This is a genomic window from Streptomyces sp. NPDC002784, assembly GCF_053592135.1.
The window spans coordinates 77538-98132 of the sequence record NZ_JBSFVD010000007.1 but is presented as its reverse complement, the minus strand read 5'-3'; the positions used below and the strand labels follow the sequence as shown (position 1 = coordinate 98132).

At 71.9% G+C, this 20595-nt stretch carries 18 protein-coding genes; 1 reads left to right on the top strand and 17 read right to left on the bottom strand.

All coding sequences use genetic code 11. The features are described from left to right. Positions 1-18: 18 nt before the first annotated feature. The 15 genes from ACWD1Z_RS15895 to ACWD1Z_RS15825 all read right to left on the bottom strand — a co-directional run bounded on the left by ACWD1Z_RS15895 (position 19) and on the right by ACWD1Z_RS15825 (position 16726). Positions 19-819, bottom strand: a complete 801-nt coding sequence (locus tag ACWD1Z_RS15895) for a YlbL family protein (protein ID WP_451119049.1) — start codon at positions 817-819, stop codon at positions 19-21. Between the two features lie 47 nt (positions 820-866). Continuing rightward, complete coding sequence (locus ACWD1Z_RS15890) at positions 867-1508, bottom strand: IclR family transcriptional regulator (RefSeq protein WP_451119048.1); 642 nt, start codon at positions 1506-1508, stop codon at positions 867-869. Positions 1509-1808: 300 nt separating this feature from the next. Further along, on the bottom strand, positions 1809-3602 hold the full coding sequence (locus ACWD1Z_RS15885; RefSeq protein ID WP_451119046.1) for a DEAD/DEAH box helicase: 1794 nt from the start codon (positions 3600-3602) through the stop codon (positions 1809-1811). Positions 3603-3734: 132 nt separating this feature from the next. After that, positions 3735-3974 carry a hypothetical protein gene (locus ACWD1Z_RS15880; protein WP_451119044.1) on the bottom strand — a complete coding sequence of 80 codons (240 nt, stop codon included), beginning with the start codon at positions 3972-3974 and terminating at the stop codon, positions 3735-3737. Positions 3975-3981: 7 nt separating this feature from the next. Further along, complete coding sequence (locus ACWD1Z_RS15875; RefSeq protein ID WP_451119042.1) at positions 3982-5442, bottom strand: MFS transporter; 1461 nt, start codon at positions 5440-5442, stop codon at positions 3982-3984. Between the two features lie 57 nt (positions 5443-5499). Beyond that, complete coding sequence (locus ACWD1Z_RS15870; protein ID WP_451119041.1) at positions 5500-6033, bottom strand: SUKH-4 family immunity protein; 534 nt, start codon at positions 6031-6033, stop codon at positions 5500-5502. A 71-nt stretch (positions 6034-6104) separates the two neighbouring features. Then, complete coding sequence (locus ACWD1Z_RS15865; RefSeq protein WP_451119039.1) at positions 6105-8417, bottom strand: xanthine dehydrogenase family protein molybdopterin-binding subunit; 2313 nt, start codon at positions 8415-8417, stop codon at positions 6105-6107. Further along, on the bottom strand, positions 8414-9844 hold the full coding sequence (locus ACWD1Z_RS15860) for a 2Fe-2S iron-sulfur cluster-binding protein (RefSeq protein WP_451119038.1): 1431 nt from the start codon (positions 9842-9844) through the stop codon (positions 8414-8416). Before ACWD1Z_RS15860 ends, ACWD1Z_RS15865 begins: the two co-directional genes overlap by 4 nt. Beyond that, positions 9841-10734, bottom strand: a complete 894-nt coding sequence (locus tag ACWD1Z_RS15855; RefSeq protein ID WP_451119036.1) for an FAD binding domain-containing protein — start codon at positions 10732-10734, stop codon at positions 9841-9843. Before ACWD1Z_RS15855 ends, ACWD1Z_RS15860 begins: the two co-directional genes overlap by 4 nt. Before the next feature lie 225 nt (positions 10735-10959). Further along, the gene (locus ACWD1Z_RS15850; RefSeq protein WP_451119034.1) at positions 10960-12588 is read right to left on the bottom strand and encodes a beta-N-acetylhexosaminidase; all 1629 of its coding nucleotides are present in this window, start codon (positions 12586-12588) and stop codon (positions 10960-10962) included. A gap of 1 nt (position 12589) precedes the next feature. Continuing rightward, positions 12590-13435 carry a carbohydrate ABC transporter permease gene (locus ACWD1Z_RS15845; RefSeq protein ID WP_451119032.1) on the bottom strand — a complete coding sequence of 282 codons (846 nt, stop codon included), beginning with the start codon at positions 13433-13435 and terminating at the stop codon, positions 12590-12592. Continuing rightward, a complete protein-coding gene (locus tag ACWD1Z_RS15840; protein WP_451119031.1) occupies positions 13432-14322 on the bottom strand; it encodes a carbohydrate ABC transporter permease in 891 nt (296 codons plus the stop codon). Before ACWD1Z_RS15840 ends, ACWD1Z_RS15845 begins: the two co-directional genes overlap by 4 nt. Then, complete coding sequence (locus ACWD1Z_RS15835; RefSeq protein WP_451119029.1) at positions 14319-15611, bottom strand: extracellular solute-binding protein; 1293 nt, start codon at positions 15609-15611, stop codon at positions 14319-14321. The genes ACWD1Z_RS15840 and ACWD1Z_RS15835 overlap by 4 nt, the downstream gene beginning before the upstream one ends. Positions 15612-15811: 200 nt before the next feature. Continuing rightward, positions 15812-16123 carry a DUF3039 domain-containing protein gene (locus ACWD1Z_RS15830; RefSeq protein ID WP_389415712.1) on the bottom strand — a complete coding sequence of 104 codons (312 nt, stop codon included), beginning with the start codon at positions 16121-16123 and terminating at the stop codon, positions 15812-15814. A gap of 30 nt (positions 16124-16153) precedes the next feature. Beyond that, positions 16154-16726: a YqgE/AlgH family protein gene (locus ACWD1Z_RS15825; protein WP_186287200.1), complete on the bottom strand. Its 573-nt coding sequence runs from the start codon at positions 16724-16726 to the stop codon at positions 16154-16156. Between the two features lie 252 nt (positions 16727-16978). On the opposite strand from ACWD1Z_RS15825, the gene murA reads away from it, so the two are divergent. Then, a complete protein-coding gene (gene murA / locus ACWD1Z_RS15820) occupies positions 16979-18319 on the top strand; it encodes a UDP-N-acetylglucosamine 1-carboxyvinyltransferase (RefSeq protein WP_451119027.1) in 1341 nt (446 codons plus the stop codon). Positions 18320-18483: 164 nt separating this feature from the next. Here the strand turns inward: murA and ACWD1Z_RS15815 are convergent, their stop codons facing one another. Both ACWD1Z_RS15815 and ACWD1Z_RS15810 read right to left on the bottom strand, forming a co-directional pair. After that, positions 18484-18765 (bottom strand): HU family DNA-binding protein, encoded by a 282-nt coding sequence (locus tag ACWD1Z_RS15815; protein WP_007382399.1) that lies wholly within the window; start codon positions 18763-18765, stop codon positions 18484-18486. A 320-nt stretch (positions 18766-19085) separates the two neighbouring features. Continuing rightward, positions 19086-20522: a malic enzyme-like NAD(P)-binding protein gene (locus ACWD1Z_RS15810; RefSeq protein WP_451119026.1), complete on the bottom strand. Its 1437-nt coding sequence runs from the start codon at positions 20520-20522 to the stop codon at positions 19086-19088. Between the last annotated feature and the right edge of the window lie 73 nt (positions 20523-20595).

Sequence of the window (20595 nt, the reverse complement as noted above, 5' to 3'; positions counted from 1 at the left end):
TGAGCCAAACCGGAGGGCCTAGCAGCTCGGCACGTTGCCCTTGCCCTTCTCCAGGGCGATCAGGGAGTCGATGGTGCCCTGGAGGGTGGTGACCGGGATGAGGCGGAGGCCGTCGGGGAGTTCCGCCTTCGCGTCCGAGCACTCCGCCTTCGGTACGAGGAACACGGTCGCGCCGTCCCGGCGGGCGGCCTGGGTCTTCAGGGCGACTCCGCCGACGGCGCCGACCTTGCCGTCGGCGTCGATGGTGCCCGTACCGGCGATGCTGCGGCCGCCGGTGAGATCGCCGCCGCTGCCGTCGCCGTCCAGCTTGTCGACGATGCCGAGGGAGAAGAGCAGGCCGGCGCTGGGTCCGCCGACGTCGGCGAGTTCCAGGCCGACCTTGATCTTCCTGGCGTCCAGGTCGAGGTAGTTCAGGGCGGCCTCGGTGGCGGCGTCCTGGGACTTGCGCATCTGCTCGGTGTTGTACTTCTCGATCTCGTCGGTGCTCTTGTCGCTGGGGTAGACCGCGTCCCGGGGCATGACGGCGCGGTCGGTACGGAACCAGGAGTCGAGGATGTCCGCGAGGGACACGCTGGTGTCGGGGCCGGTGGCCTCGATGGTCGTCATGCGCAGCTGCCCGCTGGTCTCCCGGGTGGCCGCCCCGGAGATCGTGATGACCGGCTCGCCCTTGTTCTCCCCGAGCACGTTCGCCGTCATCCCGGGCTGTGTGAGGGAGAACGGCAGGGGTGCGAAGGCGGCCGAGGCCAGCAGCCCGACGACGGGCAGGGCGCACACGGCGAGGGCCCGGGGGCGAGAGAGACGAGAGAGGCGAGAGAGCACGGGGTCAATCTAACGTGACGCCGTACGGCTCGGGCCGACAGGCGACGTCAGCGCAGCGCCTCCGCCACCTCACGGGCCGCGTCCACCACCCGCGGGCCGACCCGCTCCGGTACCGCGTCCGCCAGCATGACCACGCCGACGCTGCCCTCGACGCCGGTCACCCCCAGCAGCGGCGCCGCGGCCCCGCTCGCGCCGGCCTCCAGCTCGCCGTGGGTCAGCGTGTACCCGGGTTCCTCCAGCGACTGCCGCCGGGCCGCGAGGATCGCCTTGCCCGCCGCCCCGCGCTCCAGCGGATGCCGGAAGCCGGCCCGGTACGCCACGTGGTAGTCCGTCCACGTCGGCTCCACCACCGCCACGGCCAGCGCCTCGGCCCCGTCCACCAGGGTCAGGTGAGCCGTCGCCCCGATGTCCTCGGCCAGCGAGCGCAGCGCCGGCAGCGCGGCCTCCCGGACCAGCGGATGCACCTGGCGGCCGAGGCGCAGCACCCCCAGCCCGACCCGGGCCCGGCCGCCCAGGTCCCGGCGTATCAGCGCATGCTGCTCCAGCGTGGCGAGCAGCCGGTACACAACGGTCCGGTTCACGCCCAGTTTGTTGGATAGCTCGGTGACGGTCAGCCCGTGGTCCGTGTCGGCCAGCAGCTTGAGGACCCGCAGTCCCCGGTCGAGCGTCTGAGAGGTCTCCGCGGTCACGACGCCCACTCCTTAGTGGTGAGGTCGACGGCCCCCTCGCGGCAGATGCGTCACCGAGTCCCGTCGGTGACGCGCTTCAGAGGCCGCCGATCGGCCGGCGGTCCGGCCAGTCCGGACCGCGTCGCTTCACGGCTGCGCTCCGCGGCGGCGCTGCCACGGGGCGTGTGCGTAGCGGGACAGTAGCGAAGCCGGTTCGCTGAGCGGAAGGCTCCGTCCAGAATCCGGGCACCGGCCGGTACGGCCTGCTTGTGTTTGTCCAGTTACGTACAGCACACGAATCTCCGGGCGCCGCGTGCGGTCTCACCGCATCCGGGTCGCCCACTCCTGGACCTTCGCGATGCGCTGCCGCAGCTGGCCCGCCGTCGCCTCCGCGCTCGGCGGCCCCCCGCACACCCGCCGCAGCTCGGTGTGGATCACGCCGTGCGGCTTGCCGCTCTGGTGGACGTACGCGCTGACCATCGTGTTGAGCTGCTTGCGCAGCTCCATCATCTCCTTGTGCGAGACGACGGGCCGCCGCTCGGCGGGCAGTTCGAGGAGGTCGGCCTCGGCGTCCGGCTTCTTGCGGCTGTGCGCGATCTGCCGGGCCTGCCGCTTCTGGAGCAGCAACTGGACCTGGTCCGGTTCCAGCAGGCCGGGGATGCCGAGGTAGTCCTGCTCCTCCTCGCTGCCCGGGTGCGCCTGCATGCCGAACTCGGCGCCGTCGTAGAGGACCCGGTCGAAGACGGCCTCGGACTCCAGTGCCTTGAAGGCGAACTGCTCCTGCTCGCCGGTGTCCTCGTCCTGCTCCCTGTTCGCCTCCTCCATCTCCTTCTCGGACTCGGCGTAGGGGTCCTCCTCGCCCTCCTTCTTCGGCTTGTCGAGGGCGTGGTCGCGCTCGACCTCCATCTCGTTGGCGAAGGTGAGCAGGTCGGGCACGGTCGGCAGGAAGACCGAGGCGGTCTCGCCGCGCCGCCGGGACCGGACGAAACGGCCGACCGCCTGCGCGAAGAACAGGGGGGTGGAGATGGTCGTGGCGTACACGCCGACGGCGAGCCGGGGCACGTCGACGCCCTCGGACACCATGCGGACGGCGACCATCCAGCGGTCGTCGCCGGCGCTGAAGGTGTCGATCCGCTTCGACGCGCCGACGTCGTCGGACAGCACGAGGGTCGCCTTCGTGCCCGTGATCTCGCGGATGAGCTTGGCGTAGGCGCGGGCGGAGTCCTGGTCGGAGGCGATGACGAGGGCGCCCGCGTCCGGGATGGCCTTGCGGACCTCGGTGAGGCGCTGGTCGGCGGCGCGCAGCACGCTCGGCATCCACTCGCCGCGCGGATCGAGCGCCGTGCGCCAGGCCTGCGAGACGGCGTCCTTGGTCATCGGCTCCCCGAGCCGGGCCGCGATCTCGTCGCCGGCCTTCGTCCGCCAGCGCATGTTGCCGCTGTAGGAGAGGAAGATGACGGGCCGCACGACCCCGTCCGACAGGGCCGATCCATAGCCGTAGGTGTAGTCGGCGGCCGAGCGCCGGATGCCCGCGTTGTCCTCCTCGTACGTGACGAAGGGGATCGGGTTGGTGTCGGACCGGAAGGGCGTACCGGTGAGCGCGAGCCGGCGGGTGGCGGGCTCGAACGCCTCCAGGCAGGCCTCGCCCCAGGACTTGGAGTCACCGGCGTGGTGGATCTCGTCGAGGATGACGAGGGTCTTGCGCTGCTCGACGCGGTTGCGGTGCAGCATCGGGCGTACGCCGACACCGGCGTAGGTCACCGCGACGCCCTGGTAGTCCTTGCCGAGGGGGCCCGCGCTGTACTCGGGGTCGAGCTTGATCCCTATCCGCGCGGCCGCGTCCGCCCACTGCTTCTTCAGGTGCTCGGTCGGCGCGACCACGGTCACCTGCTGCACGACATGGTGGTGCAGCAGCCAGGACGCCAGCGTCAGCGCGAAGGTGGTCTTGCCCGCGCCGGGCGTGGCGACCGCGAGGAAGTCACGCGGCTGCTCCTGGATGTACTTCTCCATCGCCCCCTGCTGCCAGGCGCGCAGCTTGCTGGCGGTACCCCAGGGGGCCCGGCCGGGGAAGGCGGGGGAAAGGTGGTGCGAGGAGGAAGCGGCGGTGGTAGTCACGGTCTCCGTGGGGGTCGGGCTACGTATGACAACCGGGCCACCCTACCGGCGCGCGGGTCGGGTCGACGTGCCGACGACGCCCGGCGACCGGCGGGTGGGACCCACATCACAACTGCCGCAACCGCCCCGCGATCACCGCGACGCCACTCTCTGCCAGGCGGTGCGCTGGTGGCCGTCGACGAGGGGGTGGTTCGTGGCGAGGGCGTGCGGGAGCGCGGCGGCCTCGGCGGCGCCCACCGGCGAGGCATCCTGCGCCACCCACTGCGCCACGGCGTCCGGCGCGATGTCCTCCGGGCGACGGCCGGTGGCGTCGGCGAGGTCGTCGAGCTGGTGGCGGAGGGTGGCCGGGAGGCGAAGTCTCAGCCGGTGCATGACGGGATCACTCCGCCACGACGGATATACGGCTCACGCCGCCGCCCAGCCGAGTCGTCACCCACACTCCCGCCAGCGCCACCGCCGCCATCGGCAGGAACACCGCGGCGAAGGCCGCCGGGTGCGAACCGGAGGCCGCGGCGACCGTATGGCCCGCCGTGCCGCCGCCGAGGGCGGCGAAGGCGGCGCCGCCCACGGAGAGCAGGACGACGTTGGACAGGGCGTCGGAGATCTGCAGGGAGGCGGAGTTGGTGCCGGCCTCCTCGGGCGCGGAGAGCTGCAGCAGCAGCACGCTGGCGGAGGAGATCACCAGGCCCATCCCGAAGCAGCCGAAGGCCCAGACGACGGCCAGGGTCCACACGGGCACGGCGTCGATCAGCACGCTCGGCGCGGCGGCGATGGCAAGCGCCACCAGCACCATCCCGAACGTGGTCAGCCGCTCCCGGTACGGCTCCAGGCGCGGCCGGGACTGCACCCAGGAGCCCGCCGCCCAGGTCCCGCCGCCGGCCGCGAGGGAGAACCCGGCCAGGGTCGGGGAGAGCCCTCGCTGGGTGACCAGCATCAGCGGTACGAACGACTCGGCGGCGATGAAGGAGCCCGAGGCGACCCCGCGCAACAGCACCACGGCCGGCAGGCCCCGGGCGGCGCGGTAGGTGCCGCGCGGGAGGAGGCCCAGGACGGCCGGGACGAGCAGCGCGGCGCCCACCAGGCCGGGCAGCGCGGAGAGCGGGCGCAGATCCTGGGCGGCGTACTGGAGGAGGCCCGCGCCAAGGGCGATCTGGAGGGCGAGCCGGATGCGGCGGCGGTCGAAGGCGGGGTCCACGCCGGGCACCGGCCCCGAGGCCCGGCGCCTTATCTGCGGCAGGGCGAGGGCGAGCGGGAACACGACGAGCACCGGGATGCCGAGGAACACCCACCGCCACCCGAGCTGCTCGGTCACCACGCCGGAGGCCAGCGGCCCGACGATCGACGGCACGACCCAGCTCGCCGCGAAGGCGGCCACGATGGCGGGCCGCAGCCGGTCGGGATAGGCCCGGCCGATCACCACGTACAGCCCGACGATGACCAGCCCGCCACCGAGCCCCTGCACGGCCCGCCCGAGCACGAACGCCCACATCGCGGTGGCCGTCCCGGCCAGCAGCAACCCGGCGGCGAGCGCCCCGATCCCGGCGGTCACCGGCCCCAGCGGCCCCCGCCGGTCCGCCCACTGCCCGGCCAGCACCATCCCGAACAGGGAGGTGGTGAAGAACCCGGAGAAGGCGAACGCGTACACCGCCACGCCGTCCAGCTCCCGGGCCGCGACCGGCATGGCCGTCCCCACCGCCGTCGCCTCGAACGCGATCAGCAGCACCACGGACACGATCCCGATGCTGAGCGACCGGTAGGACCGGCTCAGCACGGTGTCGGCTGCTTCGGAATCTTCGGATGTCTTCAGGACATCGGTGTCACGCGGATCAAGGGCGGCCATGCCCGCCAGTGTGCGGCCCCGGCCCGCCCCTGCCCCCTGCCGGAAGTCCCCCGCCCCTCAGACCTTGGTCGTACGACCCCCGGCTCCTGCCCCGTGCAGCAGCCAGAGGGTGAAGGCGAGGGTGGAGATGTCCGCGTCGAGGGGGTGGGGGATCTCGGCGGGTGTCCAGAGCAGGAGGGTGCCGGAGTCGCCGTCCAGGAGGAGGCGGTGGGGGTGGTCGAGGTGGCCGAGGAGTATCAGGCGGTCCGCTTCCGCGGGGAGGTCCGGGGCGGGCTCGTGCGCGTGGGCCTCCGTCAGGGTCGGCAGCACCGAGTCCGGGTCCAGGCGGAACAGGGCGTGTTCCTCCGGCAGGCCCGTCTCGCGCAGGAAGCGGCGGGTCGGTTCATGGGTGAGCGCCGCCGGGAAGTCGACGTCCTCGAAGCGCATCACCCCGGCCCGGCCGAACTCCTCGGCGAGCAGCCGCGGCGGGACCGAGACCGCGAGTCCGGAAGCCGTCCGCCCGGCCGGCTCCGGGCCCGCGACCAGTGCCAGGGTGCTGATCAGACGCCCGCCCAGCAGCAGCGGATCCGGCCTGGTGATCGTCGCGTTCATGGTGTCCCCCCGTACGTGTCCCAACACCTCGGAACACTACGCCGCACCACTGACAACGCCCGCCCGGCGGCTCACACGCCGCCCGTCACCACCGCCGCCTGGGGGCGGATCGGCAGCCGGTTCACGGGGCGGCCCGTCGCGGCGCGCACGGCCGAGGCGATGGCCGCGGGCGACGCGACCACCGGCACCGCGCTGACCGCCTTCGCGCCGAACGGCGCCACCACGTCCCGTTCCTCCACCAGCTTCACGATCTTGATGTCCGGCGCGTCCAGGGCCGTCGGCAGGGCGTACCCCGTCAGGTCCGGGTGCCGGATCGAGCCGCGGGCGGTGCGCAGGTTCTCCGTGAGCGCGATCCCGACGCCCTGCGTGACGCCCGCCTCGATCCGGGCCACCAGCTGGGCCGGGTTGAGGATCCGGCCGACGTCCTGGGCGAGCGCCAGCTCCACCACGCGCACCGACCCGAGTTCGATGTCGACGTCCACGACCGCGCGGATCGCGCAGAACGCCATGCCCACGAAGGCGTCGCCCTGCCCCGACTCGTCCAGCGGCTCGGTGGGATGCGGACGGCACTGCGCGGTCGCCCACAGCTCCTTGCCGTCCATCGCCTCGGCCACGGTGGTCGACAGGACACCGTCGTACGAGGTGATCTTGCCGTCGGTGATCTGGAGCAGCTCGGTGGACATGCCGAACTTGTGCGCCAGGGGCTGCAGCAGCTGGGTGCGGACCATCTTCGCCGCGCGCTCCACCGCGCCGCCCGACACCCAGGTGTGGCGTCCGCGGCAGCCCGCGCCCGCCGGGGGCTGGTCGGTGTCGACCGGGGCCACATGGACCTCGTCGATGCCGAGGGTGTCCTGGACGATCTGCCGGGCCAGCGTGGTGAAGCCCTGCCCGGTCTCGACCGCCGCGCACAGCACCGTGGCGACCCCGTCGTGGACCTTGACCGTGGCCGTGGAGACCTCGTCGGCGCCCTCCGCGCCCAGCATGTGCACCATGCCGAGCCCGTAGCCCACGCCCCGGCGCACCGCGCCCGGTTCACCGGCGCCCTCGGGTCCGCCGGGCAGCAGCCACTCGTCCTCGGGGGTGTCCTTGGGCAGCGGGGGAAGCGGGAAGTCGCGTACCGCCTGGAGGAGTTCGGCGACCGGCGCGGGGCAGGTCACCGTCTGGCCGGTGGGCAGGACGTCGCCGGTGGCGAGGGCGTTGCGCAGGCGCAGCTCGGCCGGGTCGACGCCGAGCTTCTTGGCCAGCTTGTCCATCTGCGCCTCGTAGGCGGCGGCCACCTGCATGGCGCCCTCGCCGCGGACGTGGCCGGAGGGCGGGTTGTTGGTGCGTACCGCCCAGCCCTCGATGAAGGCGTTGGGGACGACGTAGGGCCCGCAGGCGAAGGCCACCGCGGCCGCGAGCGCCTCCGAGGAGGTGTCCGCGTACGCGCCCGCGTCCAGCAGGATCTGCGCCTCGACCTTCACCAGCGTGCCCTCGGCGTCCGCGTGATGGCGGTATCTGAGCAGCGTGGGATGCCGGTGGACGTGGCCGAGGAAGGACTCCTCGCGGGTGGCGGTCAGCTTCACCGGGCAGCCGGTGCGCAGCGCCAGCAGGCCGAGCGGGAGCTGGAAGCCCTGGTCCTCGCGGTCGGCGGTGGCGCCGGGGACGCCGGTGACCACGACCTTGACCTGCTCCGGCGCCAGTCCGTAGCAGGCGGCGGCGGTGTCGCGGTCGGTGTGCGGGTCGGTGGAGGCCAGGTACAGCTCCACGCCGCCGTCGGGGCGGGGCACCGCGAGGCCCGCCTCGGCGCCGATGGGCGCCGGGTCCTGGCGGCCGATGCGGTAGAGGCCCTCGACGACGATCTCGCCGGCCGCGTCGGGGTCGCCGTGGCGCAGCGGGATGTGCCGGATCAGGTTGCCGTCGGGGTGCAGCGGTTCGGCCTCGAAGGCGTGCTCGGGGTCGGTGACCGGGTCGAGCACTTCGTACTCGACGATGACGGCCGCCGCGGCCATGCGCGCGGTGTCGGGGTGGTCGGCGGCGACGGCGGCGATGGGCTCGCCGTGGTGGCGTACCACCTCGGAGGCGAAGACCGGGCGGTCGGCCTTGCCGCGGCCGTGCACCGGGGTGCCTGGGACGTCCTCGTGGGTGACGACGGCGTGCACGCCGGGCATCTCGCGCGCGTGGGTGGTGTCGATCGACAGGATGCGCGCGTGCGCGTGCGGGGAGCGCAGCACGGCCGCCCACAGCAGGCCCTCGGCCCACAGGTCGGCCGCGTAGGGGAAGGTGCCCTCGGTCTTGGCCCGGGCGTCGGCGGCCGGCAGGGAGGCGCCGAGGCCGTGCGGGATCGGTTCGGGGGCGGGGGCTGTCTCCGCGGGGGTGGGCGCGGTGGCGGCTTCGTTGCTCACGCCTGGCCTCCGTCCTGTCCGTACGCCTGGTCATGCGGTGCCGAGCGGGGCTCGAAGGCCGACGGATGCACCCCGCCGCCCCCGGGGCCCGCCTGGTGCGGGATGCGTGCCTCGTCGGAGTCGCCGTCGCCGGCGCTGTGCGCCTCGCGTTCGGCGACGACCTCCTTGACCGCGTCGACGACGCCCCGGTAGCCGGAGCAGCGGCACAGGTTGCCGCAGAGCGCCTGGCGGGTCTCCAGTTCGGTCGGGGCGGGGTTGCCCTCCAGCAGGTCGTGCACGGTCATCGCCATGCCGGGCACGCAGAAGCCGCACTGCACGGCGCCGCACCGGGCGAGCGCGCGCTGCACGTCGGAGGGCTGCCCGTCGGCGGCGAGCCCTTCGACGGTGCGGACCTCGCTGCCGGCGGCGGTCACGGCGGGCACCAGGCAGGAGGCGACGAGCCGACCGTCGACCTGGACGTTGCAGGCCCCGCACTCGCCTTGCGAGCAGCCGTCCTTGGCGCCCGCGAGCCCGAGCCGCTCCCGCAGCACGTACAGCAGCGACTCGCCGATCCAGGCGTCGGTGACGGGCCGGTCGGCGCCGTTGACCCGCAGGACGTAGGAGGCGAGGGGGTGTTCCTCACCGGGCAGCGAGGACTCGGACGCCTCTACGGCGCTCTCGGCGGCGTTCCCGGCTTCCCCGGCCTCCTGGGCCTCCTCGTCGGCCCCGTCGGCCTCACGGGCCTCTGGAGCGTCCTGTGAGGCCCGCTGAGACTCCTCGGGGGCGTCGGGCGCGGGCTGTTCGGGTTCGGCCGTCTCGGCGTCGGCGGGCACGTGCGGGTGCGGGGCGTGCGGCTCGGCGGTGTGCTCGGCCGGTTCGGGCGGGCGCGGTCCCCACGGCTCGCCGATCGCCTGGGTCGCCCAGGGCGCGGCGGCGCCGCCGGGGAGGGTGGCCGGCGGGGTGCCGCCCCACTGCTCGACCAGGGCGGAGGTGGTGAACTCGCCCGATTCGTCCGGAAGGTCGCCGCCCGCGACGGGGATCGACCACTGGCCGGTGACGTCATGGCCGGGCGCGCTCCCGGCGGCCGGGGCGTCCTCGAAGGTCCACTGCCCGGTGGCGCCGGGGTTGTACGTGAACCGGTCGTTCTCGGCCTCCTCGGTGCCCGCGTTCGCGTCGGGCCACTGGACGCCGCCCGGGGGCATCGTCCAGCTCCCGGTGGCCGCGGGGTCGGTGCCCGCGGTGGTGGCGGGCGTGACCGTGATGGGCGGCGGCACATAGCCGTGGCCGGGGGCGGCCAGCGGACTGTCGGCGGAGGCCGGCAGGGCGTCGACGCCGCCCTCGGGCAGCTCCACGAAGGCGGTGGCCCCGTCGTCGTAGTCGCCCTGCGGCAGCGGGTCCCAGCGGCCCGCGCCCTGCGGGGCGCCCTCTCCGTGCCGTTCGTCGGTCACGACAGCGCCCTCCCCAGTGCTCGTCGGGCCAGCGCGGCGACGGTGCGCCGCAGGTGCAGTACGGCGGGCGGCAGCGGCTCCACGGAGCCGTCCTCGGCCGGGCCCGGTTCGGGGATGCAGGCCGCGGCGACGTACTCGCCGAAGGCGGCCAGCGCCTCCGGCACGATCGCGCGGTCGTTATCCCAGTCGATCAGCTGCGCGACCCACTGCTCGGCCTCCAGGGGCCGCAGCGGCATCGGCGCTATGGCGCCCACGGCGCACCGCACACCCCGCCGGGCGGGGTCGAGGACCAGGGCCACGGAGGCCAGGGCGCGCCCGGGTCCGGTGCGGCCGGTCGCCTTGAGGAAGACCTGGGGGGCGTGCAGCAGCGGCACGCGCACGTAGCCGATGAGTTCGCCGGCCCGCAGCATCTCCATGCCGGCCAGCAGATGCGACACCGGGATCTCCCGGCGGGCCCCGCCCGGACCGGCGATGATCAGCGTCGCCTCCAGGGCGGCCAGCACCGGCAGCGCGTCGCCGGTGGGGGCGGCGGTGGCGATGTTGCCGCCCAGGGTGCCGGCGTTGCGGATCTGCGGCGGGCCCGCGGCGCGCGCGGACGCGGCGAGCGCCGGGATGAGGGCGGCGAAGTCGGGGCGGCCGATGCGGGCGTGGGTGAGGCCGGCGCCGAGCAGGGCGTGGCCGTCCTGGTACTGCCAGCCGCGGATCTCGCTGATCTTGCCGAGGCCGACCAGCGCGGCGGGTCTGAGCTGCCCGGAGTTGACCGAGGTCATCAGATCGGTGCCGCCGGCCACGGGGACGGCGGCCGGCATGGCGGCGAGCGCCGCCACGGCCTCGTCCAGTGTCGTGGGCAGCGTGACGGCCTGCCCCGCCTGCGGTGCGTGCGTGGTCAAACCGGCTGCCCCTTCCCGCTGCCCCACCTGGTCCCACCTGTTGCTGCCGTACGGTACGTGCTGACAGGGCGGACGTGGCAACTCTGGCACATCTTCGCGGGGCCCGAACGCGGGGGTCCGCTAGGAGGCATTCGCCCACTTCACCGGGGAGATGGTCCGGTTTCTTCCGGCATCTCCGGTGCGCGCGAATTGCCTCTCTTCGGTGACCCTGCCGCGGTTTCTCCCCTACTTGTCCGGGGGCGGCCCGTCGAGCGGGCGGCCGAGCACTCCGGGACGCCGCTGCCACGGACGCGGCCCGGTGGGCGGGCGGTAGGCGACACCCAGGGCGTCGAGGCGGGCGTAATGGGCCGTCATCCGCCGCTCGAAGTCGGCGAAGTCCCGCTCGCCCGGGGCGGGCAGGCGGCTCCACGCCACCTCGGCGAAGGCCGCGAGCCGGGGAAACGCCTGGTAGTCCACGCGCGCGGGGTCCTCCATCACCTCGGTCCACACATTGGCCTGCGTCCCGAGCACATGCCGGGCCTCCTGCTCGGTCAGGGCGTCCGGAACGGGCTCGAACCGGTAGACGTCCTCCAGGGTGCGGACGTAGCCGATGGGCACCGGCTCGTCCTCGCCCGCGTCCTGGCGGTGGTCCAAGTACACGTACTGCTCCGGGCACATGACGACGTCGTGTCCCGCGCGCGCGGCGGCGATTCCGCCCTGGTAACCGCGCCACGACGAGACGGCGGCGCCCTTGGCGAGACCCCCTTCCAGGATCTCGTCCCAGCCGATGAGTCTGCGCCCGCGCGCGGAGAGCCAGGTGTCGAAGTGCCCGATGAACCACGCCTGGAGGCCGTCCTCGCCGCCGAGTCCGAGTTCCGCGATACGGGCCTGCGCGGCCGGTGACCGCCGCCACTGGTCCTTCAGGCATTCGTCGCCGCCGGCATGGATGAACTGCGAGGGGAACAGCTCCAGGAGTTCCTCGAACACCCCCTCGTAGAAGCGCAGGGTGTTGTCACTGGGGGCGAGTACGTTGGCGGTGATTCCCCAGGTGTCCCAGACCGTCAGGGAGGTGGTGTCGATGACGTCGGTGTTGCCGAGTTCCGGATACGCGGCGATGGCGGCCTGCGAGTGGCCGGGCACGTCGATTTCGGGGACGACGGTGATATGCCGCTCGGCGGCGTAGGCGACGATCTCGCGGATGTCGTCCTGGGTGTAGTAGCCGCCGTGCGGCTTCTCCTCCCACAGCGGTGAGGCGCGGTGGCCGAATTTCGTACGGGCCCGCCAGGAGCCGGTCTCGGTGAGCCGGGGGTACTTCCTGATCTCGACGCGCCAGCCCTGGTCGTCGGTCAAGTGGAAGTGGAGGACGTTGAGTTTGTGCGCGGCCATCAGGTCGAGGTAGCGCAGGACCCCGTCCTTGGGCATGAAGTGCCGGGCCACGTCGAGCATGAGGCCGCGCCAGCGGAAGCGGGGGGAGTCCTGGACGTGGATCAGGGGCACCTTCCATTGGCGTCCGGGCAGCGGGGCGCGCCGGAAGGCGTCCGGGCCGAGCAACTGCCGTAGCGTCTGGGCACCCCAGAAGAGACCTGCGGGGCCGCCGCCCACCACGTGCACCCCCTGGGGCATGACGTCGACGCGGTAGCCCTCCTCCCCGAGGTCCTTGGTGACCATCGGGTGGATGGACAGGCGGATGACGTCGTCCTCGTCGGCCTTCCCGGGTGCCAGCGGCAGGCCGCAGGCCGCGCCCAGCGTGGCGCGCAGCCAGCGTTCCGTCCGTTCCGTGCCTTCGCCCGCGGACATCCTCGTCGCCGGGCCCAACTCGTAGAAGTGCGCACCACAGGCGGTCACCCGACCCGGCACCGGAATCAGTTCAGTCACGTCAGTCCTTTACCGCTCCGCCCAGCCCCGAGACCAGCCGTCGCTGTACGAGTACGAAGAACACCAGCACCGGAATCGTCATCACCGTCGACGCGGCCATCACGCCGCCCCAGTCCGGCTCGTCCGGCTTGTAGAAGACCAGCAGGGCCATCGGCAGCGTGGACTGCGAGGTGTCGCTGATGATGAACGACTTGGCGAACAGGAAGTCGTTCCAGGCCGAGATGAAGGAAAACACGCTCGTGGCCACCAGCCCCGGCAGTACGAGCGGGAAAAGGATCTGCCACAGAAAGCGCGCCCGGCTCGCCCCGTCGAGGTACGCGGCCTCCTCCAGGGACTCCGGGACCGCTTTCACGAAACCCCGCAGCATCCAGATCGCGAACGGCAGCGAGAAGGCGATGTGCGGCAGGATCAGCGAGCCCAGCGTGTTCAGCTGACCGGCGTCCCGCATGAGGAAGAACAACGGGATGGTGAGGGCCTCCACGGGCACCGTCTGGGCCACCAGAAACATGATCAGCAAGGTGGTCCGGAAGCGGAACCGGAATCGGGTCACGGCGGTCGCCGCGAGAAACGCGATCAGCGCCGAGGCGATCACCACGGTCCCCGCCACGACAAGGCTGTTGAGGAAGTAGCGGCCGAATTCCTGCTGTTCGAACACGCGCCGGAAGGAATCCAGCGAGGGGGCCGTCGTCCAGGGCCGCGCCTCGGTCGACTCGATCTCGCCGGCCGGCTTGAAGGCGCTGAGCACCATCCAGTACAGCGGGAAGGCGACGACCGTCGCGACCAGCAGGGCGGTCGCTTCCGCGGCGAACCGCCACGGCCGGGCCACAAGGCCCCGAAGAAGTTTCACAGCTCCTCCCCCTGCCGGCGCAGCAGCCGCAGGTACCCCAGGGTCACGGCGAGCAGGATCAGCAGCATCACGACCCCGATCGCCGAGCCGAGGCCGTACTGCGAGGACGCGAACGCCTGCTGGTACGCGTACACGTTGAGCACCAGGTTCTGGCCCGCGATGCCGCCGCCGTTGGTCATGACGTAGATCTGCGTGAAGACCTTGAAGTCCCAGATGACCGACTGGATGGTGACGACGACCAGGATCGGGCGCAGGATCGGTGTGAGCACGGACCGCCAGATCCGCCACTGCGAGGCGCCGTCCAGGGCGGCGGCCTCCAGCACTTCGGCCGGTACGGCGCGGATGCCGGCGTAGACCGTGACCATCACGAACGGGAAGGAGCACCAGACCACTTCGAGCAGGACCAGGAGGAAGGCGCTGTACCGCCCGTACGTCCACGAGTGGTCGCCGAGGCCCAACAGCCGGTTCACCGGGCCGGATTCGGCGTCGAAGAGGAACAGCCAGACCGTGGAGCCGGTGACGGCGGGGGTGGCCCAGGCCCCCAGCGCCGCGAGCATCAGGGCGAGCCGGGGCACGGCACGCACCCGGGTGAGCAGGACCGCCAGCGCGCACCCGGCGGCGAGCGTCGACACGACGCACGCCGCGGCGAACACCACGGTCGCCAGCAGCACCTCCCAGAACTGGGAGTCCCCGAACAGCTCGGCGTAGTTCCCGAACCCTTCGAAGGTGGTCGGCTCTCCCCCGCTGACCTGGGCCTGGGTGTAGTGGAAGAGGGAGATGAGCCCGAGCTGGTAGATGGGGTAGGCGAGCAGGCCGCCGAGGACGACGAGCGCGGGGGCGAGGTAGAGCCAGGGCGTCCAGGTGGTGCGGTGGGTCACGGAGGTCACCCGACGGAACCGAACGCGTCGTTCATCTTCGCCGCCGCGTCCGCCGAGGCCTCGGCCACCGACTTCTTGCCGCTCACGATCTCCTGGAACATCGTCGGCAGGACGAGCGAGGAGTCGATCTGCGACCACGCCGGCGACGCCGGGACGAACTTCGCGCCGGCGCCCAGGGTCTCGACGAACGGCTTCACGAACGGCTCCTTCGCCGCCGCCCGCTGCCGTACGTCGGAGAAGGTCGGCAGGAAGCCCATCGCGTCGAACATGGCCGCCTGCGTCCGCTTGGACGCGAGCCGCTTCATCAGGTCGACCGCGAGGGTGCGGTGCGCGGTGCTCTTCAGTACGCCGATGTTGTTGCCGCCCGCGAAGGCGGGAGCGATGGAGCCCGCCTCCACTCCCGGCAGCGGCACGACCGCGTACTTGCCCTTGACCTTCCCCGCCTCCACGGCCGCATGGCTGAAGTCCCCGCCGATCGCCATCCCCGCCTTGCCGGAGGCGAACGCGGTCACCGTGTCGTTGCCGCCCATGCCGGCGCAGGTCGAGGCGGGGCAGTTGTCGTCGCCGAAGAGGGACGTGTACGCCGTGATGCCCTTCCGCGCGGCCGGGCTGTCGATGGCGGAGGCGTACGAGCCGCCCTTGCCCGTGGCGAGTTCGCCGCCGTGGGCCCAGACGAACGGCATGGCGCCGTAGGTGTAGGCGCCGCCGACCGCGAGCCCGTACATGCCGGGCTCGGCGGCCCGGATCTCCTTCGCGGTGGAGGCCAGTTCGGCCTGGGTCCGCGGTACGTCGAGCCCGAGCCTGTCGAAGACGTCCGTGCGGTAGTACAGCGCCCGTACGCCGACGAAGAAGGGCGCGCCGTACACCTTGCCGTCCACGGTGACCGACTGTCTCGCCGTGGGGTCGGTGTCCTCGGCCTCCGTCCAGGCGCCGAACTCCCGGGTGACGTCGAGGAGTCCGCCGTCCCGTACATAGCCGGCGGTGTCGGTGTTGCCGTACTCGATGACGTCGGGCGCGCTGGCGGGGTCGTTGAAGGCGGCCTTGATGCGCTGGGCGCGGGTCTCGACGGGGATGTACTCGACGGTGACGTCGGTGCCCTCGTGGGCCTTCTCGAAGGCGGCGAGGACGGAGTCGACGACCTTCTCCTTCGGCTTGTTGCCGACCTCCTGGAAGAGCCAGACCCGGAGCGTGCCGGTCTGCTCGTCCTTGTCGGAGGAGGAGTTGCCGGACGTCTGGGGAGCGCAGGCGGTGGCGGCCATGACGGCGAGGAGCACGGCCAGACGGGCGGGGAGCTTCATGGAGCAACCTCCGGGGTGTTGCAACATATGCAATGACTGTTTTGCTCTGCACAACAACACCCGGAGGTTAGGGACTACCCGAACAGCTCCACAAGAGGTCTCAACCACTTCGTGACAACGCGAAGGCCCCCGTGACGCGCCTCAGCGCGCCCCGGGGGCCTTCGAACGTCGGACGACCGCAGGGCCGGACGACGGGCGGTCTACTTCTTGTCGCCGCCCTTGCCCTTGCCCTTGTCGTCGCCGCCGGCGCCCATGGACTCGTAGATCTCCTTGCACATGGGGCACACGGGGTACTTCTTCGGGTCGCGGCCGGGCACCCAGACCTTGCCGCACAGCGCCACGACGGGGGTCCCGTCGAGGGCGCTCGCCATGATCTTGTCCTTCTGGACGTAGTGGGCGAAGCGCTCGTGGTCACCGTCGCCGTGGGACACCTGCGGCGTCGGCTCTACGAGGGTCCCCGTACCAGTCCCGCGCTGCGGCTGCGGCTGGGTCTCAGGCTCAAGAGTGCTCATAACAACCAAGAGTACTGAAGCTCACATGCGTCAGTTGAGCGAAGGGTCGTCCGGATACGTGGCCACCATCGCGAGTTCGTTGCGCTGGCGGCGCAGGACCTCGCGCCAGAGCCGCTCCGGCGCCGGGGACGACACGTCACCGGGCTCCGACTCCACGACGTACCAGGCGCCCTCCACCAGCTCGTCCTCCAGCTGACCGGGCCCCCAGCCGGCGTACCCGGCGAAGATCCGCAGCGAGCCGAGGGCCGAGGCGAGCAGCTCGGGCGGGGCCTCCAGGTCCACGAGCCCGATCGCGCCGTGCACCCGGCGCCAGCCCAGCGGCGCGCTCTCGCCGCTCGCCCCGCCGGGGATGACGGCGACGCCGAGGGCGGAGTCGAGGGAGACCGGGCCGCCCTGGAAGACGACGCCGGGTTCGCCGGCCAGGTCGCCCCAGCCCTCCAGGATGTCGCCCACGTCCACCGGGGTCGGACGGTTGAGGACGACGCCGAGGGAGCCCTCCTCGTCGTGGTCGAGGAGCAGCACCACCGCGCGGTCGAAGTTCGGGTCCGCCAGGGCGGGCGTGGCCACGAGCAGCCGCCCTGTGAGCGAGGACACCTCGGTCATGCCAGACATGATCCCGCATCTTCGCTTCGCGTGGGGAGGCAATGCGGGTAAGGGAGTGAACGCAGCTCAGCGACGGATCGAGCGCCCCCGGCGCGCACCGGCGCCCGGTGACCGCTCGTGCCCGGCGGCGAACCGTTCGTGTTGTGACACAGCTATGACGTATCCGGGCCGTACGCGGGCTTACAGAAGGGGGGCCCACGGCGATTACCCTGTTTCCTCGGCCCCTGCCCCACTCATCGGAACGCGAGATACATGACCGTCAACGACGATGTCCTGCTTGTCCACGGCGGAACCCCGCTGGAGGGCGAGATCCGTGTCCGCGGCGCGAAGAACCTCGTGCCGAAGGCGATGGTCGCCGCCCTGCTGGGCAGTGAGCCAAGCCGGCTGCGCAACGTTCCGGACATCCGCGACGTGCGAGTCGTACGCGGGCTGCTGCAACTGCACGGGGTGACGGTCCGTCCGGGCGAGGAGCCCGGCGAACTGGTGATGGACCCCTCGCACGTGGAGAGCGCGAACGTCGCTGACATCGATGCCCACGCGGGCTCCTCGCGCATCCCGATCCTCTTCTGCGGCCCGCTCCTGCACCGCCTCGGGCACGCGTTCATCCCCGGTCTCGGCGGCTGCGACATCGGCGGCCGGCCCATCGACTTCCACTTCGAGGTGCTGCGGCAGTTCGGGGCGACCATCGAGAAGCGGGCCGACGGCCAGTTCCTGGAGGCTCCGCAGCGGCTGCGCGGCACGAAGATCCGGCTGCCGTACCCGTCGGTGGGCGCGACCGAGCAGGTGCTGCTGACGGCCGTCCTCGCGGAGGGCGTCACCGAGCTCTCGAACGCGGCCGTCGAGCCGGAGATCGAGGACCTGATCTGCGTCCTGCAGAAGATGGGCGCCATCATCGCGATGGACACCGACCGCACGATCCGCGTCACCGGTGTGGACAAGCTCGGCGGCTACACCCACCGCGCGCTGCCGGACCGGCTGGAGGCGGCCTCCTGGGCGTCCGCGGCGCTGGCGACCGAGGGCAACATCTACGTCCGGGGCGCCCAGCAGCGCTCGATGATGACGTTCCTGAACACCTACCGCAAGGTGGGCGGCGCCTTCCAGATCGACGACGAGGGCATCCGGTTCTGGCACCCCGGTGGCCAGTTGAAGTCCATCGCGCTGGAGACGGACGTGCACCCCGGCTTCCAGACGGACTGGCAGCAGCCGCTGGTGGTGGCCCTCACCCAGGCGACGGGCCTGTCGATCGTCCACGAGACGGTCTACGAGTCCCGCCTCGGCTTCACCTCCGCGCTCAACCAGATGGGCGCCCACATCCAGCTCTACCGCGAGTGCCTCGGCGGCTCCGACTGCCGCTTCGGCCAGCGCAACTTCCTGCACTCCGCGGTCGTGTCCGGCCCCACGAAGCTCCAGGGCGCCGACCTGGTCATCCCCGACCTCCGCGGCGGCTTCTCCTACCTCATCGCAGCCCTCGCCGCCCAGGGCACGTCCCGAGTCCACGGCATCGAACTCATCAACCGCGGCTACGAGAACTTCATGGAGAAGCTCGTGGAACTGGGCGCGAAGGTGGAGCTGCCGGGCAAGGCGCTCGGGTAGCCGGGGCCCGTCGTACGAACGCCGATGGGGCGGTCACCCTGTTCAGGGTGACCGCCCCATACGCGTTCACTGCACGCCGGTCAGGGGCGCGGGGAACTGCGCGAGGAACCACAACGGGCCCGCAGTCGCCCACGGCGCCGAGCCGCCACGGCGAACAGGCGCCCTTACTTGCCCTTGGCGGCTTCCTTGAGCTTCGAGCCCGCGGAGACCTTCACGCTGTAGCCGGCCGGGATCTGGATCGGGTCACCGGTCTGCGGGTTGCGGGCGGTGCGAGCGGCACGGTGGGTGCGCTCGAAAGTCAGGAAGCCGGGGATGGTGACCTTCTCGTCGCCCTTGGCGACGATCTCGCCGACGGTCTCGGCGAACGCGGCCAGCACGGCATCGGCGTCCTTGCGGGTCACCTCGGCGCGGTCGGCCAGGGCGGCCACCAGCTCACTGCGGTTCATGTTGTTACTCCCGTGTTCTTCTTGCTGTTGAGGCGTGCCACGCGGCGGAGCCGCATAGTGGGCACAGCGAAGCCGATGCTGCCAGGGTCCTCGGACAGTCCCCGGACCCGGGTCCGTCGTCAGACCCTCGCGCCCAGAGACGCATCCTGCCCCTACCTGCGGCGGGAAAGCCAATCCGGCACCCGTCCGAGTCGTGAGAACACCCTTGGGAGTCACACGAAAAGAGGGCCTGAGCCTGGCCGTCACCATAAACGGATGCCCCAGGCCGCCGGTTCCACGACGCGCCGCGACAAAGACTTGCCGTGGCGATCGTCACGTCGTCAGACGCCGCCGGAGTGGTCGCCCGGCGCGAGCCCGGCCGCCTTCGCCGCTTCCCGCACCGCGCCCGCCACCGCGCCCGCGACCTTGTCGTTGAAGACGCTCGGGATGATGTAGTTCGGGTTCAGCTCGTCCTCGGTCACCACGGCCGCCAGCGCCTTCGCGGCCGCGAGCATCATGTCGGTGTTGACCGTACGGGACTGCGCGTCCAGCAGACCGCGGAAGACACCCGGGAAAACCAGCACGTTGTTGATCTGGTTCGGGAAGTCGGAGCGGCCGGTGGCCACAACTGCCGCCGTCTGACGGGCGATTGCCGGGTCCACCTCGGGGTCGGGGTTCGCGAGCGCGAACACGATGGCGCCCTCCGCCATCGCGGCCACGTCGGTGCCGTCGAGGACGTTCGGCGCCGAGACGCCGATGAAGACGTCCGCGCCGCGCACGGCCTCCTTCAGCGTGCCGGTCAGGCCCTCGGGGTTGGTGTTGTCGGCGATCCAGCGCAGCGGCGAGTCGGGGGCGGCGTCCACCAGGTCCGCGCGGCCCGCGTGCACCACGCCGTGGATGTCGGCGACGACGGCGTTCTTCACCCCGGCCGCGAGCAGCAGCTTCAGGATGGCCGTACCGGCCGCGCCGGCGCCGGACATGACGACCCGGATGCCCTCGATCGACTTGGCGGCCACCCGCAGCGCGTTGGTGAGCGCCGCGAGCACCACGATCGCCGTGCCGTGCTGGTCGTCGTGGAAGACGGGGATGTCCAGGGCCTCGCGCAGCCGCGCCTCGATCTCGAAGCAGCGGGGCGCCGAGATGTCCTCGAGGTTGATGCCGGCGAAGCCGGGGGCGATGGCCTTCACGATCTCGACGATGGCGTCGGTGTCCTGGGTGTCCAGGCAGAGCGGCCAGGCGTCGATGCCGGCGAACCGCTTGAACAGGGCCGCCTTGCCCTCCATGACCGGCAGTGCGGCCTTGGGCCCGATGTTGCCGAGGCCGAGCACCGCGGAGCCGTCGGTGACGACCGCGACGGAGTTGCGCTTGATGGTGAGCCGGCGGGCGTCCTCGGGGTTCTCGGCGATGGCCATGCAGACCCGGGCCACACCCGGCGTGTAGACCATGGACAGGTCGTCACGGTTGCGGATGGGATGCTTGGACTGCATCTCGATCTTGCCGCCGAGGTGCATCAGGAACGTACGGTCCGAGACCTTGCCGAGGGTGACGCCCTCGATGCCCCGGAGCTCCTCGACGATCTCGTCGGCGTGCGCGGTGGACGACGCCGCGATGGTGACGTCGATACGGAGCTTCTCGTGCCCGGACGCGGTGACGTCGAGGCCGGTGACCGAGCCTCCGGAGGACTCCACGGCGGTGGTGAGCTGCGAGACGGCCGTTCCGCTCGCGGGCACCTCCAACCGGATGGTCATCGAGTAGGAGACGCTGGGCGCCGTTGCCATGGCCGACTTCCTCTGCTTTCACCGTGTCGCGAAGTTGTGCCGTCCGATCGTCGCACCTACCGCTGAGTACGTG